Origin of the sequence: Nitrospira sp. (assembly GCA_016715825.1) — a bacterium.
GTDB lineage: Bacteria > Nitrospirota > Nitrospiria > Nitrospirales > Nitrospiraceae > Nitrospira_D.
The window spans coordinates 385,607-400,506 of sequence record JADJXO010000001.1 but is presented as its reverse complement, the minus strand read 5'-3'; the positions used below and the strand labels follow the sequence as shown (position 1 = coordinate 400,506).

The 14,900-nt window shown below is 56.7% G+C and carries 17 protein-coding genes; 10 read left to right on the top strand and 7 right to left on the bottom strand.

Translation table 11 applies throughout. The annotated features are described in order from the left end of the window. The first annotated feature begins 78 nt into the window (after window positions 1-78). The 10 genes from gspE (at window position 79) to gspK (ending at window position 9,640) form a co-directional block, all read left to right on the top strand. Window positions 79-1,821: a type II secretion system ATPase GspE gene (gspE, locus tag IPM58_01925; protein ID MBK9305860.1), complete on the top strand. Its 1,743-nt coding sequence runs from the start codon at window positions 79-81 to the stop codon at window positions 1,819-1,821. Between the two features lie 98 nt (window positions 1,822-1,919). After that, the gene (gspF, locus tag IPM58_01920; protein MBK9305859.1) at window positions 1,920-3,158 is read left to right on the top strand and encodes a type II secretion system inner membrane protein GspF; all 1,239 of its coding nucleotides are present in this window, start codon (window positions 1,920-1,922) and stop codon (window positions 3,156-3,158) included. Between the two features lie 138 nt (window positions 3,159-3,296). Next, window positions 3,297-3,752, top strand: a complete 456-nt coding sequence (gene gspG, locus IPM58_01915) for a type II secretion system major pseudopilin GspG (protein MBK9305858.1) — start codon at window positions 3,297-3,299, stop codon at window positions 3,750-3,752. A gap of 11 nt (window positions 3,753-3,763) precedes the next feature. After that, the gene (locus IPM58_01910) at window positions 3,764-4,570 is read left to right on the top strand and encodes a prepilin-type N-terminal cleavage/methylation domain-containing protein (GenBank protein MBK9305857.1); all 807 of its coding nucleotides are present in this window, start codon (window positions 3,764-3,766) and stop codon (window positions 4,568-4,570) included. Continuing rightward, complete coding sequence (locus IPM58_01905; GenBank protein MBK9305856.1) at window positions 4,539-4,976, top strand: prepilin-type N-terminal cleavage/methylation domain-containing protein; 438 nt, start codon at window positions 4,539-4,541, stop codon at window positions 4,974-4,976. Before IPM58_01910 ends, IPM58_01905 begins: the two co-directional genes overlap by 32 nt. Next, window positions 4,948-5,571, top strand: a complete 624-nt coding sequence (locus tag IPM58_01900) for a prepilin-type N-terminal cleavage/methylation domain-containing protein (GenBank protein MBK9305855.1) — start codon at window positions 4,948-4,950, stop codon at window positions 5,569-5,571. Before IPM58_01905 ends, IPM58_01900 begins: the two co-directional genes overlap by 29 nt. Continuing rightward, on the top strand, window positions 5,568-6,464 hold the full coding sequence (gene gspN, locus IPM58_01895; protein ID MBK9305854.1) for a type II secretion system protein GspN: 897 nt from the start codon (window positions 5,568-5,570) through the stop codon (window positions 6,462-6,464). Before IPM58_01900 ends, gspN begins: the two co-directional genes overlap by 4 nt. 116 nt (window positions 6,465-6,580) lie before the next feature. After that, window positions 6,581-8,164 carry a pilus assembly protein PilM gene (pilM, locus tag IPM58_01890; GenBank protein ID MBK9305853.1) on the top strand — a complete coding sequence of 528 codons (1,584 nt, stop codon included), beginning with the start codon at window positions 6,581-6,583 and terminating at the stop codon, window positions 8,162-8,164. Continuing rightward, window positions 8,161-8,709 (top strand): type II secretion system protein M, encoded by a 549-nt coding sequence (locus IPM58_01885; GenBank protein ID MBK9305852.1) that lies wholly within the window; start codon window positions 8,161-8,163, stop codon window positions 8,707-8,709. Before pilM ends, IPM58_01885 begins: the two co-directional genes overlap by 4 nt. Continuing rightward, a complete protein-coding gene (gspK, locus tag IPM58_01880) occupies window positions 8,696-9,640 on the top strand; it encodes a type II secretion system minor pseudopilin GspK (protein ID MBK9305851.1) in 945 nt (314 codons plus the stop codon). Before IPM58_01885 ends, gspK begins: the two co-directional genes overlap by 14 nt. Before the next feature lie 92 nt (window positions 9,641-9,732). Here gspK and IPM58_01875 read toward each other — a convergent pair whose 3' ends face one another. From IPM58_01875 to IPM58_01845, 7 genes are all read right to left on the bottom strand, one after another. Continuing rightward, the gene (locus IPM58_01875) at window positions 9,733-10,632 is read right to left on the bottom strand and encodes a response regulator (protein MBK9305850.1); all 900 of its coding nucleotides are present in this window, start codon (window positions 10,630-10,632) and stop codon (window positions 9,733-9,735) included. Further along, window positions 10,629-10,988, bottom strand: a complete 360-nt coding sequence (locus IPM58_01870; GenBank protein ID MBK9305849.1) for an Hpt domain-containing protein — start codon at window positions 10,986-10,988, stop codon at window positions 10,629-10,631. Before IPM58_01870 ends, IPM58_01875 begins: the two co-directional genes overlap by 4 nt. Window positions 10,989-11,101: 113 nt before the next feature. Further along, window positions 11,102-12,397 carry a fused response regulator/phosphatase gene (locus IPM58_01865; GenBank protein MBK9305848.1) on the bottom strand — a complete coding sequence of 432 codons (1,296 nt, stop codon included), beginning with the start codon at window positions 12,395-12,397 and terminating at the stop codon, window positions 11,102-11,104. Next, window positions 12,394-12,744, bottom strand: a complete 351-nt coding sequence (locus tag IPM58_01860; protein MBK9305847.1) for an STAS domain-containing protein — start codon at window positions 12,742-12,744, stop codon at window positions 12,394-12,396. The genes IPM58_01865 and IPM58_01860 overlap by 4 nt, the downstream gene beginning before the upstream one ends. A 39-nt stretch (window positions 12,745-12,783) precedes the next feature. Then, a complete protein-coding gene (locus IPM58_01855) occupies window positions 12,784-13,122 on the bottom strand; it encodes an STAS domain-containing protein (protein ID MBK9305846.1) in 339 nt (112 codons plus the stop codon). A gap of 16 nt (window positions 13,123-13,138) precedes the next feature. Beyond that, on the bottom strand, window positions 13,139-14,230 hold the full coding sequence (locus IPM58_01850; GenBank protein MBK9305845.1) for a chemotaxis response regulator protein-glutamate methylesterase: 1,092 nt from the start codon (window positions 14,228-14,230) through the stop codon (window positions 13,139-13,141). A gap of 99 nt (window positions 14,231-14,329) precedes the next feature. Beyond that, a complete protein-coding gene (locus IPM58_01845; GenBank protein MBK9305844.1) occupies window positions 14,330-14,899 on the bottom strand; it encodes a chemoreceptor glutamine deamidase CheD in 570 nt (189 codons plus the stop codon). Window position 14,900 lies beyond the last annotated feature (1 nt).

Genomic DNA, 14,900 nt, shown 5'->3' with positions numbered 1-14,900 from the left:
GATCAGGATGGGCGCTCCGCGAACCTGTCGTTCGTGGTACTGGGTAAACAATGACACGATATCAAGGAACTGGGCTTCATGGCTGAGACCGAGCACCCCAATTCTGGCCTGAGTCGTCCCTTGTTGGGACGCATTCTCGAGGACAAATTTCATCTCCTCGAATCCAAACTCGAAGAAGCCCTCGCCTACCAACAGGAGAAAGGCGGGCGGTTGGGAGAGGTGCTGCTCCATCTTCGTTCACTGCGTGAGGACCAATTACTGGAAGCCCTTGCGCAGCAGTTTGAGATGACGTGGATGCCGCAGATTGATACCACCCAGGTTGACCATGAGCTCATCAAGAAGGTCCCGATTGCGTTTTGTCGGCGATACCGCGTCTTGCCGCTCCGCTCTGAGGAGGGTGTGATCCTGACCGCCTCGACCGACCCCCTTGAAACCGTCGCCTTGGACGACCTTCGATTACTCTTGGGTAAGCCTATCAAGCCTATTCTCACAAGCAGCGTCAGCCTCCTCAGCTGTTTGAACCGCGCCTACGACGACATTGCGAATCCGGCCGGCGCTGAGCAGGTGATGGAAGATATTGCCGCGAACCGGAGCCTTGACCAGCTGGCACACGAACTGGACGAGCCGCAAGATCTGCTCGATGCGACCGATGAGGCTCCGATCATTCGATTGGTCAACTCGGTCCTGTTTCAGGCGGTTCGACAGCGAGCCAGCGACATCCACTTCGAATCGTTCGAGCGTGGGCTGGTGATCCGGTATCGCATCGATGGTGTGCTCTATCCGGTCCTCACTCCGCCGAAACATTTGCAGGCCAGCATCATCGCTCGATTGAAGATCATGGCCGGTCTCAATATTGCCGAGAAACGTTTACCGCAAGACGGCCGTTTCGCCATTCGGACTTCAGGAAAAGATGTCGACCTTCGCGTGTCGGTGTTGCCGACCTCGCACGGCGAACGGGTCGTGCTGCGATTATTGGAGAAAGAAAATCGCCTGTTGAACCTCTCTGAAATGGGATTTTCGAAGGAACGACTCTCGGTCATCCACCAACTCATCCAACTCGCCCATGGGATTATTCTCGTCACCGGCCCGACCGGAAGTGGAAAGACCACGACCCTCTATGCCGCCCTGAGCCACATCAATGCACCGGACAAGAATATCATCACCGTCGAGGACCCGGTCGAGTACCAACTCGTCGGCATCGGCCAGATGCAGGTGAATCCCAAGATCAATCTGTCATTTGCGGCCGGCCTTCGGTCGATCCTTCGCCAAGACCCCGACGTCATCATGATCGGAGAGATCCGCGACCGTGAAACGGCGGAGATCGCCATTCACGCCTCCCTCACAGGACACCTGGTGTTTTCCACGCTGCACACGAATGATGCCGCAAGCGCCGCCACGCGTCTGATCGATATGGGCATCGAGCCGTTTCTCGTGGCGTCCTCGGTCGTCGCCGTCCTTGCTCAACGGTTGCTCAGACGGATTTGCCCGGATTGCAAACGGTCCTATCCCGCAAGCGCGGAGGAACTCGATCGTCTTGATATTCCAGCCGGCTCGAACGTCACGCTGTATCGCGGCGCGGGTTGCGCCGCCTGTTCGCAGACCGGGTATCGTGGGAGAACCGGTATTTTTGAGCTGATGGTGCTCGACGACGAGATTCGACGTCTGATCGGGAGCAAAGCAGACTCCACCGCCATTAAGCAAGCCGCAATCGCCAAAGGCATGGTGACGTTGAAGCGAGAAGGCGCCGAACGAGTGGTCCGGGGCCACACCACGCTTGAAGAAGTCATGCGCATCACTCAGCAAGAGGTTGACGTCGATTAGATGATGCGTCGCCGACTTCACCTCTCGCTTCATCCGTATGGCTGTCGAACGATCGAGCAGCCGTGGACCACACACGTTCTCCTCGGAGTCCGCTGATCATGCCGGTCTATCAATATCAGGGATACCGGAGCGACGGCGGAGCCGCCGCAGGAATTATCGACGCGGAAAATGCCAAGGTTGCACGGCTCAAACTCAGGAAAGAGGGCGTGTATCCGACCGATGTCGTCGAGCAAGGCCAACCAGCGGCTCGGGCTCAGGGGAAACACCGCATTGAGACCGGACGCCCGACGAAGAAGTCCGCCGTTCTCTCGGCAACCGACCTCTCATTGCTGACCAGGCAATTTGCCACCCTCTTGGTCGCCGGCCTCCCTCTTGTCGATGCGCTTGGCGTCCTTGTGGATCAAGCCCAAAAAAAACCCATCAAAGGCCTCCTCGCCGACATCCGAGAACAGATTCGTGGTGGGAAGGCCCTCAGCAGCGTCTTGGAAACCTATGAGAAGGATTTTTCTCCTATCTATGTCCATATGGTACGAGCCGGAGAGGCCAGCGGAGCCCTGGATCAGATCCTATTCAGACTCGCAGAGTTTCTCGAGAAGCAACAGGCCCTGAGGAACAAGGTCACGAATGCGATGCTCTATCCCGTCATTATGCTGGTGATCGGGACGATTATCCTGTTTTTTCTCATCACGTTTGTCGTCCCCAAGATTACCCAGGTGTTTGCGCAGCAGAAGCAGGCCTTGCCGTGGCCGACGGTGGCCTTGATGTCGGTCAGCGAATTCATGGCCGATTATTGGATGGTGCTGACCGGACTTGGCATCGGCGGACTCTACCTGATACAGCGATTTACCAAAACCTCGCGAGGCCGGATGGTCGCCGACCGCCTGACACTCACACTTCCGCTGATCGGCGACGTCGCCAGAATGGTGTCGATTTCCAGGCTCACAAGCACCTTGGCCACGATGTTGGCAAGCGGGGTTCAACTTCTCGACGCGCTGGACGTCTCCAAGCGGGTCATGAATAATCGCGTGCTCGAAGAAACGGTGGAAGGCGCGCGGCAAAACATCCGCGAAGGTGAGACCATTGCCGACCCCTTGAAACGGAGCGGCGAATTTCCCGCCTTAGTCACCCATATGATCGCCGTCGGTGAGAAAAGCGGGGAAATGGAAGAGATGCTGCGGCGCGTGAGTCAAATTTACGACAGCGAGGTTGAGCGAGTGATTGCCCGCTTGACCTCCTTGATGGAGCCGATCATGATTCTCGTCATGGGTGCGATTGTGCTCTTCATCGTCGTTGCGATCCTCTTGCCCATCTTCGAAATGGGCCAAATGATACGATGAACACGCAAGACGAACCCACCGACATGCCTACGTTGATCGACAAAAGGGGGACTGACGATGATTGATTCAGAACAGCAGCGCGAGCAGGCGGCACGCCCACGCGTACCGCATCCGTTTTGTGTCGTGATCACCCGCCTCATGCAACGGAGCCGCGGATCTTCCGCCGGCTTTACGTTCATCGAGATCATGGTCGTCGTGGCCATTCTGGCCATCCTCGCGGCGCTGGTGGTGCCCCGTATTATGGGGAGAACTGATGACGCCAAACGAACCGCGGCGAAAGTGCAGATCAGAAATATCGAAGGCGCACTGCAACTCTACAAGTTGGATAACGGCGTCTATCCGACCACAGAACAGGGCCTCAAAGCGCTCATAGAAAAGCCGTCCGTCGGTGTGGTGCCGAAGAAATGGAAAATCGGCGGGTACTTGCCGAAACTTCCGGAGGATCCGTGGGGCAATCCGTACAAATACATCAGCCCCGTCCAACGAGGAGATCAACGAATCGACTACGAAATCACCTCACTCGGAACGGATGGAGAGGTCGGCGGCGAAGGCGTGAATGCCGACATCACCAATTGGAATTTGGATAAAGAATAGGACGTCATAGAGTGATCAGCCATTGGCTCGGGATCAGGCTCTCAGCGGTCAGCCATCAGCGATCGGCGCTTCGAGGTCCATCCTCCGCCGGCCAGGCTCAGGCCGCTCTTCTCTCGCCATCTTCCTTGTCTCTCATGCCTCGGGTTTCACGGTTCACGGTTCACGGTTCACCGCTCGCATCTCACCCCTCACGCTCTGTCGACGGTTTTACCATCCTGGAGATGCTGATCGTCCTGTTTCTTCTTGGAGGCATTCTGGCCATCCTGATTCCCCGGTTTAGTTTTGAGGAAGATCTCCGGTCAACAGGGAGAACGTTGATCGCTGTGCTGCGAACCCTGCAGGGAGAGGCCGCTGCAAAACAGACCCCGTTGAAGTTGTATTTTGATCTCGACCGAGGGCTCTACTGGATGATGCTCGTGGAAGGCAAAGAAGAGCGCCTCCCGCTTGATCCAGGCTGGAAGATTCCTCGCGCCTTACCCGAATCCATACGTCTGACCGAGGTTTCAATCGGCCAAGACAAACATGTGTCGGGACGCGCCGATGTGTCGTTCTTCACCAATGGCCGGATCGAGCCAGTCACGATGTACCTCATGGATTCCAAGAATAACCTGTTAGGTCTGGCCGTTGATTCCTTGACGGGTGGAATTCGGGTGAGTGAGGAACGATTCGACATTCCGCGAACTCGCTTTATCCCTGACCGCGTCAGAACTCTGCTGAAGCCCAGGTTGCAAACGGGAGCCGCAGGGTCGGTGACGGACGGGCTTCCCAAACCCTCGACAGGCCAAGATGCTTCAAAGCAGACGCCAAACCAACGCTAATGAGACAGGATTCACGCTGCTGGAGGTGCTGCTTGCCATCGCCTTGCTCGCGATCGCATTACCGGTTCTCCTTGGCCTGAGAAACTTTGATCTGGATCTCCAAGACAGAGCCTCGGAGTTGACGGTCGCGACATTGCTGGCTCAGGAGAAGCTGTTGGAAGTCGAACTACTGGGACAATATGCCATCGGCGAAACCGTGGGCGAGTTCCGGCATGTACCCCTCGGGGCCCAGCCCGTGACCCACACCACACCCAGGGCCGTCGGATATCGATGGAAACAGACCATCGCACCGACTCCACTGGAGTTGATACGCGAAATTCGTATCAAAGTAACCTGGCCTCGCGCTGAGCGTGAGGAGAGCTTGGAGGTAAGCACTTATGTCTTCGCGGGACGACTCACCTTTTAAGCGCCAAGCAGGCTTTACACTCGTCGAAGTATTGGTCGCCGTGGCATTACTGGGCACCATCGCCGCCATGGTATTCGCCTCGCTCGTCACGACCACCCAAGCCGTCGAGGGAGGACGAGAGCATGTCGCAAAGGAACAGACAGTGAGAAAGATTTTGCGCCTTATGGCGGAAGAGCTTGCCCTCAGCAAGCGCAGTCTCGCCTATCCCTGGGTTGGAATGAATGGAACATACGAAGGTCAGCCTGCCGACACACTGGCGTTTCTTGCGATGAGCCAAGAATTGAGTACCTCGACAAGGAAAGAAGGCGAAACCATTCGGGTCGTGTACACGCGCGAGCGTGATCGCTTGATCCGGTTCGTTCGCAGGAATCTCTATACGCTGACCGACACGGACGAGACACTGGACCAGATGGAACTAGCCGATCGGGTCCACGCGTTCAATGTTCGCTACTATGACGACCAGAATTTAATTTGGCTCGACGAATGGCCGTCCGCCAGTAAGTTGCCGAGAGCCGTGTTGATCGAGGTCACCTTTCTCTACCCCGATGCCGTACCCTGGACGGTGCGGGAATGGGTCACGATCGGTACAGCATGACCATTCACTGGCCTGAGAAATTGCCTGAAGCATGGGGCAGGATCATAGCGTGGATGGTCGCCGGAATCGGTATCGTGGCGATCTGCCTCCTGCTCACCTTTCCGTACGGGATGCTCCACGCACGCTTGGTGGCGGAACTCACGCGAGCCACCGGGATGGACGTTCGAGTCGCTGATTGGTCCATGGGGATACCACTGAGTCTGGAATGGCAACACGTCACCCTGTCGAAGCCGAACCTCACCCCGATTGAGATGGCCGTGGTGCAGGCCAAACTCGGAGTGCTGAAAGCCCTCGGAGGAACACTGGGGGTCGATGTCGTCGTACAGCTGGATGCCACATCCTCGCGTACAAGCCTCGCCAAGGGCACGCTGACCGCCTCATCCTTCTCTCTCTCTGGGCCGATGACCATCAAGGGACAGCTTCAGCAAGTGGATCTCTCGAAAATCCTCCGCCGATATGTCACCAAAGGGACATTGAATGGAGATTTCTCGCATCGCGTCGCGTCCGGAGAGTCTACGACCACCTTCATGAAGGGTGAAGGCACATGGACGGCCGAGGCAACGGATTTGGCAATCGATCAGATTCCACTCGGGAACAATCGAACCTTGTCGCTGACATTCAGCTCGGTTTCGGCAGGCCTCTCATGCCGAGACCTCCTCTGCGAGGTCACACACATGAATGGCGAAGGGATCGACGGCTCCTTCACGGGAGAAGGGCGGATCACGCTTCAGGAACCGATGCCGCACAGCCAACTTGCACTCACGGTCACGGTCATTCCTGGCCCGGGCTTTGCCTCCAAAGCCGGATCGTTGGGCCTCCCCGCCCCGCCTTCTGGGACGCCCATGACCATCAAGATCGTAGGAACCTTGGCACAGGCTAGGATCGCGTTGTAAAGTATGGAGTTCGGGTTGCAAGTTTCACGTTTCGAGTTTCATGTTCGCGGAGTACCTGAAACTTGGAACTTGAAACCCGAAACGAGAAACACGATACGAATGAGGAAGCTGAATTCATGGCCATTGTAGATGAATGTGTCGGGCTGGATGTGGGGCAAACCGGCTTAAAGGCCGTCCGATTCCGCCGTCGCCTGAGTGGTCGTGAAACCATCGACTACTTCCAGCACCCGATGCCGTTTTCACGTCCGGAAGACCTCGAACCGGCTCGACGCGTACAGTCCTTACGAAGCTTCATTTGGCAACATGGCCTCTACGCCACCGACCGCTTGGTGACCGCCATCCCCTGTCAGGACCTCTTTGTCAGGACGCTCTCGTTTCCATTCAAAGATTCGGCCAAGCTGGCACAGGTCGTGCCCTTTGAGGTCGAGAATCTTGTCCCCATGCCGCTCGAAGATCTGGCGGTCGGAAGCCTCGTACTCCCACCGGAGCAGCCCATTGAAGGCGTCGTACGGGAAGTCAAAGGCTCCGAAGTGCTCATCACCGCCGCACCCAGAGACAAGGTCGCCGAGCATCTTCGTTTTCTCGCCCAAGCCGATGTGGAGCCATCCGCGATCAACGTGGATGCCATGGCACTCTTTTCCGTCACCCAATACCTGCAAGAGGAAGGGGGAACCGTACCGCCGGATCTGGCGATCATCGACGTCGGCGCTTCGAAAACCACGCTCTGTCTCGTTCAGGGAGGGCGTCCTGTCGTGCTTCGAACCATCCTCTGGGGCGGCAACCACCTTACCCATGCCTTGGCAGTCCGTCATGCCTGCAGTTTTGCCGACGCTGAACGTCACAAACGCACGCTCGCGGTGGATCAGGTACATGGATTGTTGGAGCCCGTCTTGCGGGAGCTGCGCATCACGCTGCAAGCCTATCAAGGAAGCGAACGTGGTCGGTTGACGCACTCCTGGATCTGTGGAGGCGGATCCAAGCTACTGGAAATCGGGGACTATGTGTCGCGACAATTGGGACTCTATCCGGTGGGGCCACGCCAGGGGTTCGGGGCTGATGCGCCACGAGCCTTTTCCATCGCCTTCGGTCTCGCGATTCACCCGAAGATCATCAGGCCACGGTGGCGATTTAAATCGTCTCCGCTCGGACTGGCCCTTGATCTGAAGGGTGTGACGGAAGCAACGTCTTCGGACACGATCACAAGCAAACAGGACCGGCGTTTGGCCGTCATTGCGGTTCTGGTCATCGCCCTATTGGCGGTCGGAGACTTCACCGTACACTTCATGCTGCAAGACCAACGGGTGACCAGGCTGAAAGCGGCCTTACAGAGCCGGTATGAGCAATTTTTTGGCGCGGGGGCCGCGCCGGGAGAAGAACTGGATTTGGCCCAATACCACATCGGCCAGCTTGATAAATCCCTTGGTCTCGTCGACACCACAAGCCAGACCGTCTTGCGCACGCTATCCGTCTTCATGAAGCAACTACCGCCCGGGACAACGGTCAAGGTTCGCGAGTTGACCGTCGATGGAGCGGTGATTCTCATGGAAGGTGAGACCACCTCGTTCGACGCCGTCGAACGGGTGAAACAAACCCTCGTCGGCAGCGCTCAGCTCGCGGATGTTGCGGTCACGGAAACTCGTGTGGGCGCCGCACCCAATCAAGTGGTATTTCGAATGACCGTCACGGTGAAGCCGTCATGATGCAACAGTTTCGAGAGCGTTGGCACCACATGTCCAAACGGGAGCAGACGCTTGTCCTGATGGGAGGCATCGTGCTCGGGCTGAGCCTCCTCTTCGTGCTCATCGTGGACCCCTTGCTCGACACATTGGATCGCCTTGACCGTCAAGCCGTACGCAAACAAAAAGACCTCACCGAGTTGGCGCTGTTGAGTCAAGACTATCTCGTCAAACGAGATCGTTTGGCAACAATCGAACGTCGGATGCCCACACAGGAACATCACTTTTCGCTGCTCACCTTCATGGAGGAGGCGGCCACGACCGCGCACATACGCGAACGCATTACCAGCATGCAGCCGCAAGTACAGACGCTCGCCCAAGGCTATGAAGAGACCGCCGTCGATCTACGCTTGGAAGGTGTGCAACTGCCGGACGTGCTGGCGTTACTCGTCGCGATCGACCAAGCGCCCTACGATCTCCAGGTCCGCCATCTCCAAATGCGCCCAAAGTTCGATAACCCGGTGAACATGGACGCCACCATTCGGGTCTTGAGTTATGCCAAGAGCTGACGAACGAGGCGTCGCGCTCCTGTTGGCACTCCTTGTGTTGACTCTCCTCACCGCCCTCATTCTTGAATTCGATGCCGAGGCGCGCCGCGAATACCGAGCGGCAGCGACCTTTCGGGACGACTACAAGGCCAGCATGTTGACACGGGCTGCCGTGCAGGCGATGCGTGCCGTCTTGGCGCAGGATCTCTTACGGGAAAAGATGACCGGCCAAAAGTACGACGCGCCGACCGACATCTGGGGCATGCCGATCAAACACTACGCCATCGGCGACGGATTCCTCACGGCGCAGATCAAGGATGAAACGGGAAAAGTCAACCTCAACGATCTCGCGTCGACGTCGGGTGGTGAACTGGAACAGAAGAAGAAAGTCTTCAGAGTCAGACGTCTGTTCGAACTGCTGAAAGTCAGTCCGAACTTGGTGGATGCCCTGATCGATTGGATCGACCAAGATGACGCCCCCCAACCGGCCGGCGCGGAGAGCCTGTACTATCAATCCTTACGACCGCCCTATCGGGCCGCCAATTCGCCGTTGCCTGGGCTCGGGGATCTCCGGCTCATTAAGGGATTTACATCGGAGATCATCGAACGAATCGAGCCCTATGTCACGGTCCACCCGTTGGAAGGTGGAGGGCCCATTAACCTGAATACAGCTGATCCGATCGTCATTCAGACGCTCGACCCAAGCATTACCCAATCCATCGCGATGGAGATCGTTCAAGGACGCCCCTACAAAACGAAGGTCGAGTTGGATCGAGTCAGCAGCTTTCAAGAAATCGGCAGGACGTTGCGCAACGACTACGACATCAAGTCTGACTATTTTTCGGCACGCCTGGCGATTACGATCAACGAGACCACCAAAACTTCGTTCGTGGTGCTGAGACGCGATGCCAGCAAAGGCGAGAGTACCGTGGAATACTTGCGGATTCTCTGATGGAATAGGAGGAGTTTCAGGTTTCACGTTTCTGGTTTCACGTTCTTAAGGCCTCTGACTTAACATGAAACTTGGAACATGAAACATGAAACTTAGTCGAGCGGTACCGTGATCGTCACTTCATTACCGCGTTCGTTGTAGGCTAAACCAGGAAAGAATGAACGAGTCAGAAAGATCCCTCTTCCATTGGCGTCTTCCGATTCACACACGTCCTGTGAGCGCATAAGCAGACTCCGCCATTTAAAGCCCTTCCCTTCATCGGTAATGCGATAGACCAGACTCTCACCGCGTTTCTCGTAGAGGGCATGAATCACCACGCGCCGATCTCTCAGCCGAGCTTGGGCCAAGCGTTGAGCGAGCAGCTGTTCATACTGCCCGTCGGCCAGCGCCTCTTGCTTCTCCTGATAGAAGATTTCCAGATTTCCATGTTCGATGGCATTAAACAGGAGTTCTTGAAGTGCGCCTTGGAGATGTAACCGTCGCATCGGCGACAAGGTCGATGCTGTCGTCTTCATCAGCCAGGAAATAATGCCGGGGATATGGGCAGGATCTGAATCAACGGTGAGTTGATACTCCGATCGGCACACCCCCTGAACATCCGCCAGATCTCCAGGCAGAAGACCGCGTGCGCGCTGAATCGCGTGGGCCAATTCTTCTTCGGCAATAGGTTTATGCAGATAGTCGGCCGCACCGATCCGAAGCGCCTCAAGGATCATCGGTTCCGGTGCATCTCGCGCCATCACGATCACAGAGCATGGACCATGTCTGGCTTTGAGTTCTTTCACCAACGTGAGCCCGGATGCGTCAGGAAGAAATAACTCCGTGAGGACGATGCTCGGTGCGGCTGAGTCGATGGTGGCCAGTGCCGATAGCGGATCGTGCACCGCCACCACCGAAACCCCCCTCCCCTGCAAATGTTGAGCGATGCGCGCCTGAGTCTCCCGGCACGAGTCGACGACTACCAGTTGCTCCGCCATGCTCGTCGTGGTCATGCGGCAAGTCCTTTGTCCCGTTCATGGCGCAAGGCGCCCAGAAGACGGTGGAGTTCCTGTTCCAACGTAGCATAGAGCGCGTCGGCATGAAGGAGATTGCCGGTCTTTGCCGTGTCCTCCAATGCCTTGCACGCGTCAAGGGAAGCCGGCGCGCAGAATTGAAGGATCGCTCCCTTCAGCCGATGACTGGATCGGGCCACGCCGACCGCGTTCTGGACACCCAGTGCGGCTTTCGCGTCGGCTAAGTCTTTTGGTCCGTGTTCGAGGAACAGGTCGATCATCATCTCAAACGTCTCTCGATCGTGATCGACTCGAGAAAGCGCTTCATCGAGACTGAAGATCGGATTCTGACTCATACGATCACACCAATCTGTGAAGCGTTGTTCGTGAAGCGTATTTCGTATCCGGATTCTGACGCTTCACGCGAAACGTGCTTTCAATCAATTTCGGCGACCAACCGTCTTGACTGTCACACAGCAATCTCAACCCCCATCAACGCCACATCATCGGGAAATTGTTCATGGCTTTGCCATCTGATCGCCTCGGCAACCGCCCCGGACACCACCTCAGTCATGGGCGCCATGCCGAACCGGCGAATCGTCTCTTCCAGTCGCTCTTGTCCCCATAATTCGCCGTGTGAGTCCGGAACTTCATAAAGACCATCGCTCAACAGATACAGCCGATCACCCGGCGCGATCGTCAGATCCGTCGTGGCATAGGTCGTCGAGCCGTCGAACCCAAGCGGCAAATTGGGTTGAGCTAACCAGCACACCTCTCCTGAGGACCGTTGAAGAAAGGCGCCGTTGTGCCCGGCTGTCGCATAGGACAGCGTCCAGGTTCGGGTATCAAGTCTGGCAACAATGATCGTAAAGTAGTTCCCGTCTTCCGTCAGTGGAAACTGTCGATTGGCTTCCGTGAGGATCGCACCGGGATCAGTCGACCCGACATGGCGAAGCACATTGCCTCTGCGTAAGAACGTGGCAAGGGAGGCAGAGCGTAGCGCCGCCGACACACCATGTCCGGAGGCATCGAGCAGATACAGTCCCAGCACCCCATCGCCCCACGACACGGTGTTGAACAGATCGCCTCCTAAGCCAAGAGAGGGACGATAGGTATGCACCATCCGCACCCCGGGCACGAGGGTGCCGGGTGACGGGAGCAACGATTCGACGTAGCGTGCGGCGGACTGGAGTTCGTGCTCGAGTATCGCTTGCTTCCGGCGAATGTCCTCCGTCACATCTTCCAATCGTCGAATCAAGCTCGCAGCGCGCATCCCGGTTTGAACACGGGCCATAATTTCGTACTTACTGGCGGCCTTGCTGAGAAAGTCATCGGCCCCACGGGCCAACCCCTCGGCGATCTGCTCAGGCTGATCGTGACTCGTCATCATGAGAATCTGACTCGTGAGGAGTTCAGGGTCCTGACGGACCCGTTCACAAAAGGCAGGACCATTGATATCGGGCATCATCCAATCGAGAATCGTCAGATCCGGTCGCTCCCGACGAAGCGCATCCAGTCCGGATTTACCGTCGACCGCTTCGATCACACGATACCCAAGCCGCTTGAGTCGCGCCGCCATCGCGATACGTGCGGTCGGCTCATCGTCCACCACCAGCACGGTCCGTGATGCCCCAACTGCGTGAAGCGTCTCTCGTGAAGCGTCTCTCGTTTCAGATTCTGACGTTTCATGCTTCATATTACTTCCCATCACGTCACGCTTCACGAACAACGCTTCACGTTTCACAAGCGACGTTTCACGCGTCACGCCGCCCGTTGCTGTCCGGCCAAGGCCTCTTGCTCACTATCGTAGACAGGAATGAGCCTCTGAATGTTCGCTAAGCTCATAATTTCTCGCACGTAACTTTGCGGCTTCAGCATACTCACTTTCCCTTGGCCCAATTTAAAATTCTGCGACACCAGTGCGAGCAGGCCTAATCCGGAACTGTCGACAAATCGCACCTCAGACATATTCAAGATGAGGTGCCGGCAGCCCTTCTGTCGAACCGCTTCGACGGCCGTTTTGAATTGTTCACGATTCGCGTACGTGAGATCGCCGGTCAACTCCAGAACCACACCGTTCGGCACAGGACGTTCCTTCACTTGCATGGCCATGACTTCCTCCTCCATTCAATATCAGGTTGTATCTTCCTCTCATGCGGGTCGAGCTGCAGTTGCCGCCTCCTCGGTCGGGAACACAGGAATCATCCTGTCAAGATTTGCCATCTCAAGAATCGTTTTGACCGTGCCTTGTGGCCCGACCAAGCTGAACATCCGCTCGTCCGCCGTGAGCTGTTGGGACGTCAGCGCCAGCAAGCCGACCGCGGCACTATCCACATACGTGGCATCGCGCAAATTGACGATCAGATGGGTGCTCGTGGACTCCTTAAACGTCTTCACCGCATAGGAAAAGTCTTTCCGGTTCCGGTGCGTAAAGACATCGTCGATGTGTACCACGGTGGCCCTGGGTGACGTTCGTTGAGTAATCGGCATCGCGCCTCCAGCTAGATCAATGGCTCACGTGAGCAAGAATCGACCCGGCGATCTCATGGAGAGGCAGCACTTTATCCACCCCTCCGGCCTTGATGGCTTCCTTCGGCATCCCGAATACAATACAGCTCGCTTCGTCCTGCGCGATCGTGAAGGCGCCGGCCTGTTTCATCGTCAAGAGTTCTTTCGCACCGTCGCCTCCCATCCCCGTCAGAATGACTCCGATGGCATTGGCGCCCGCATACTGGGCGACGGAGGCAAACATCACGTCCACCGATGGGCGGTGCCGATTCACCGGGTGGTCTTGATTGAGTCGAACCGTGTAGCGGGCCCCGCTCCGGACCAGGGTCATATGAAAATTCCCTGGGGCAATAAGCGCATGCCCGGGAAGGACGCTGTCACCGTCTTCCGCCTCTTTCACTGAAATCCGACACAGACTATTCAGTCGTTCCGCCCATGTTTTGGTAAACCGCTCCGGCATGTGTTGGGTGATCAGGATCGGTGGGGTATTGGGTGGCAGCACCTCCAACACATCTTTTACGGCCTCGGTGCCGCCGGTCGAGGACCCGATGGCGATGATTGTGTCGGTGGTTTTGATCATCGCCGTTCGTGAAACGTCGTTCGTGAAGCGTCCCTCGTGAAGCGTCCCTCGTGAAGCGCCGTTCGTCACGGATTCGGACGCTTCACGCTTCACGCTTAACGGTCGCACTCGCGCCGCCGCGGCGGCTTTCACCTTCGCAATGAGATCCTGCGCGATCTCGTCCATGCCTTCTCGAAGATCGATCTTTGGCTTGGTAATAAAATCCACGGCCCCCAACTCCAGTGCGCGCAAAGTGGTCTGACAGCCGGCTTCCGTCAGCGAGCTCACCATCACCACCGGCATCGGGTGCCCGCGCATCAGTTTTTCGAGGAATGTCAGGCCGTCCATTTTAGGCATTTCGACATCGAGCGTCAGCACGTCGGGATTCAGCGCTTTGATCTTCTCTCGTGCAATGAACGGATCCGGAGCGGCACCGACGACGTCAATATCCGGATCTTTTGCGAGCAAGGCAGCGAGCACTTGCCGCATCAGCGCCGAATCGTCAACCGTTAGTACGCGAATTTTCGGCATAGGCCCTCTCGTATCCTGTGAAACGTCTCTCGTGAAGCGTGAAGCGTCCTATTCCGGAACGAGATACGCTTCACGTCATTTCTCACCGCTTCACGCCGTTCAGAACAGCGTCACATCGTCCTCCACCGGCTTGGCAACGACTTGGATCTTCGTCGCATACTCCTGCTCCCGTTCCACAATCGTCTTGTTCTTCAGCCGTTCAATCCGTTTCAACAACACACGGCCCGATTCGGTAAAGTAATAGACTTTTCGCGGACACACATCGCCCAAATCGGTTTTGGTCGGCCTCAGGCCTTCCGTCTTGAGAAAGTGTAAGACCCACTCTGCATTGCGAGCCCCGACATCGATATTGCCTTCATAGATTTTCCCGGCCCCGAACAGCTTCACTTCCAGTCGACTCTTCATGCCCCCCTGCTTCAGGATTTCATTGATCAATGACTCCATCGCATACGAGCCATATCGTGTCGATTCTCCCCAGGAGTCGTTGCCGCCCTCTTTCGGCTTGGGTAACATGAAATGATTCATCCCCCCCACACCGATCACAGGATCTCGAATACAGGCTGAAATACACGAGCCAAGGACCGTATAGACGATCATGGGACTGGCGCTGACGAAAAACTCTCCCGGCAAAATCGCAGCAATCTCATGCGGGAACCGAGCATCGCGCATG

Coding starts and splice junctions, on each gene's coding strand:
- IPM58_01905 (MBK9305856.1), top strand. CDS start 4,539: ATGCTTCAAAGCAGACGCCAAACCAACGCTAATGAGACAGGATTCACG.
- gspF (MBK9305859.1), top strand. CDS start 1,920: ATGCCGGTCTATCAATATCAGGGATACCGGAGCGACGGCGGAGCCGCC.
- IPM58_01860 (MBK9305847.1), bottom strand. CDS start 12,744: ATGGCCATGCAAGTGAAGGAACGTCCTGTGCCGAACGGTGTGGTTCTG.
- pilM (MBK9305853.1), top strand. CDS start 6,581: ATGGCCATTGTAGATGAATGTGTCGGGCTGGATGTGGGGCAAACCGGC.
- IPM58_01870 (MBK9305849.1), bottom strand. CDS start 10,988: ATGAGTCAGAATCCGATCTTCAGTCTCGATGAAGCGCTTTCTCGAGTC.
- IPM58_01845 (MBK9305844.1), bottom strand. CDS start 14,899: ATGCGCGATGCTCGGTTCCCGCATGAGATTGCTGCGATTTTGCCGGGA.
- IPM58_01875 (MBK9305850.1), bottom strand. CDS start 10,632: ATGACCACGACGAGCATGGCGGAGCAACTGGTAGTCGTCGACTCGTGC.
- IPM58_01850 (MBK9305845.1), bottom strand. CDS start 14,230: ATGCCGAAAATTCGCGTACTAACGGTTGACGATTCGGCGCTGATGCGG.
- IPM58_01855 (MBK9305846.1), bottom strand. CDS start 13,122: ATGCCGATTACTCAACGAACGTCACCCAGGGCCACCGTGGTACACATC.
- IPM58_01900 (MBK9305855.1), top strand. CDS start 4,948: ATGTCTTCGCGGGACGACTCACCTTTTAAGCGCCAAGCAGGCTTTACA.
- gspE (MBK9305860.1), top strand. CDS start 79: ATGGCTGAGACCGAGCACCCCAATTCTGGCCTGAGTCGTCCCTTGTTG.
- gspG (MBK9305858.1), top strand. CDS start 3,297: ATGCAACGGAGCCGCGGATCTTCCGCCGGCTTTACGTTCATCGAGATC.
- gspK (MBK9305851.1), top strand. CDS start 8,696: ATGCCAAGAGCTGACGAACGAGGCGTCGCGCTCCTGTTGGCACTCCTT.
- IPM58_01885 (MBK9305852.1), top strand. CDS start 8,161: ATGATGCAACAGTTTCGAGAGCGTTGGCACCACATGTCCAAACGGGAG.
- gspN (MBK9305854.1), top strand. CDS start 5,568: ATGACCATTCACTGGCCTGAGAAATTGCCTGAAGCATGGGGCAGGATC.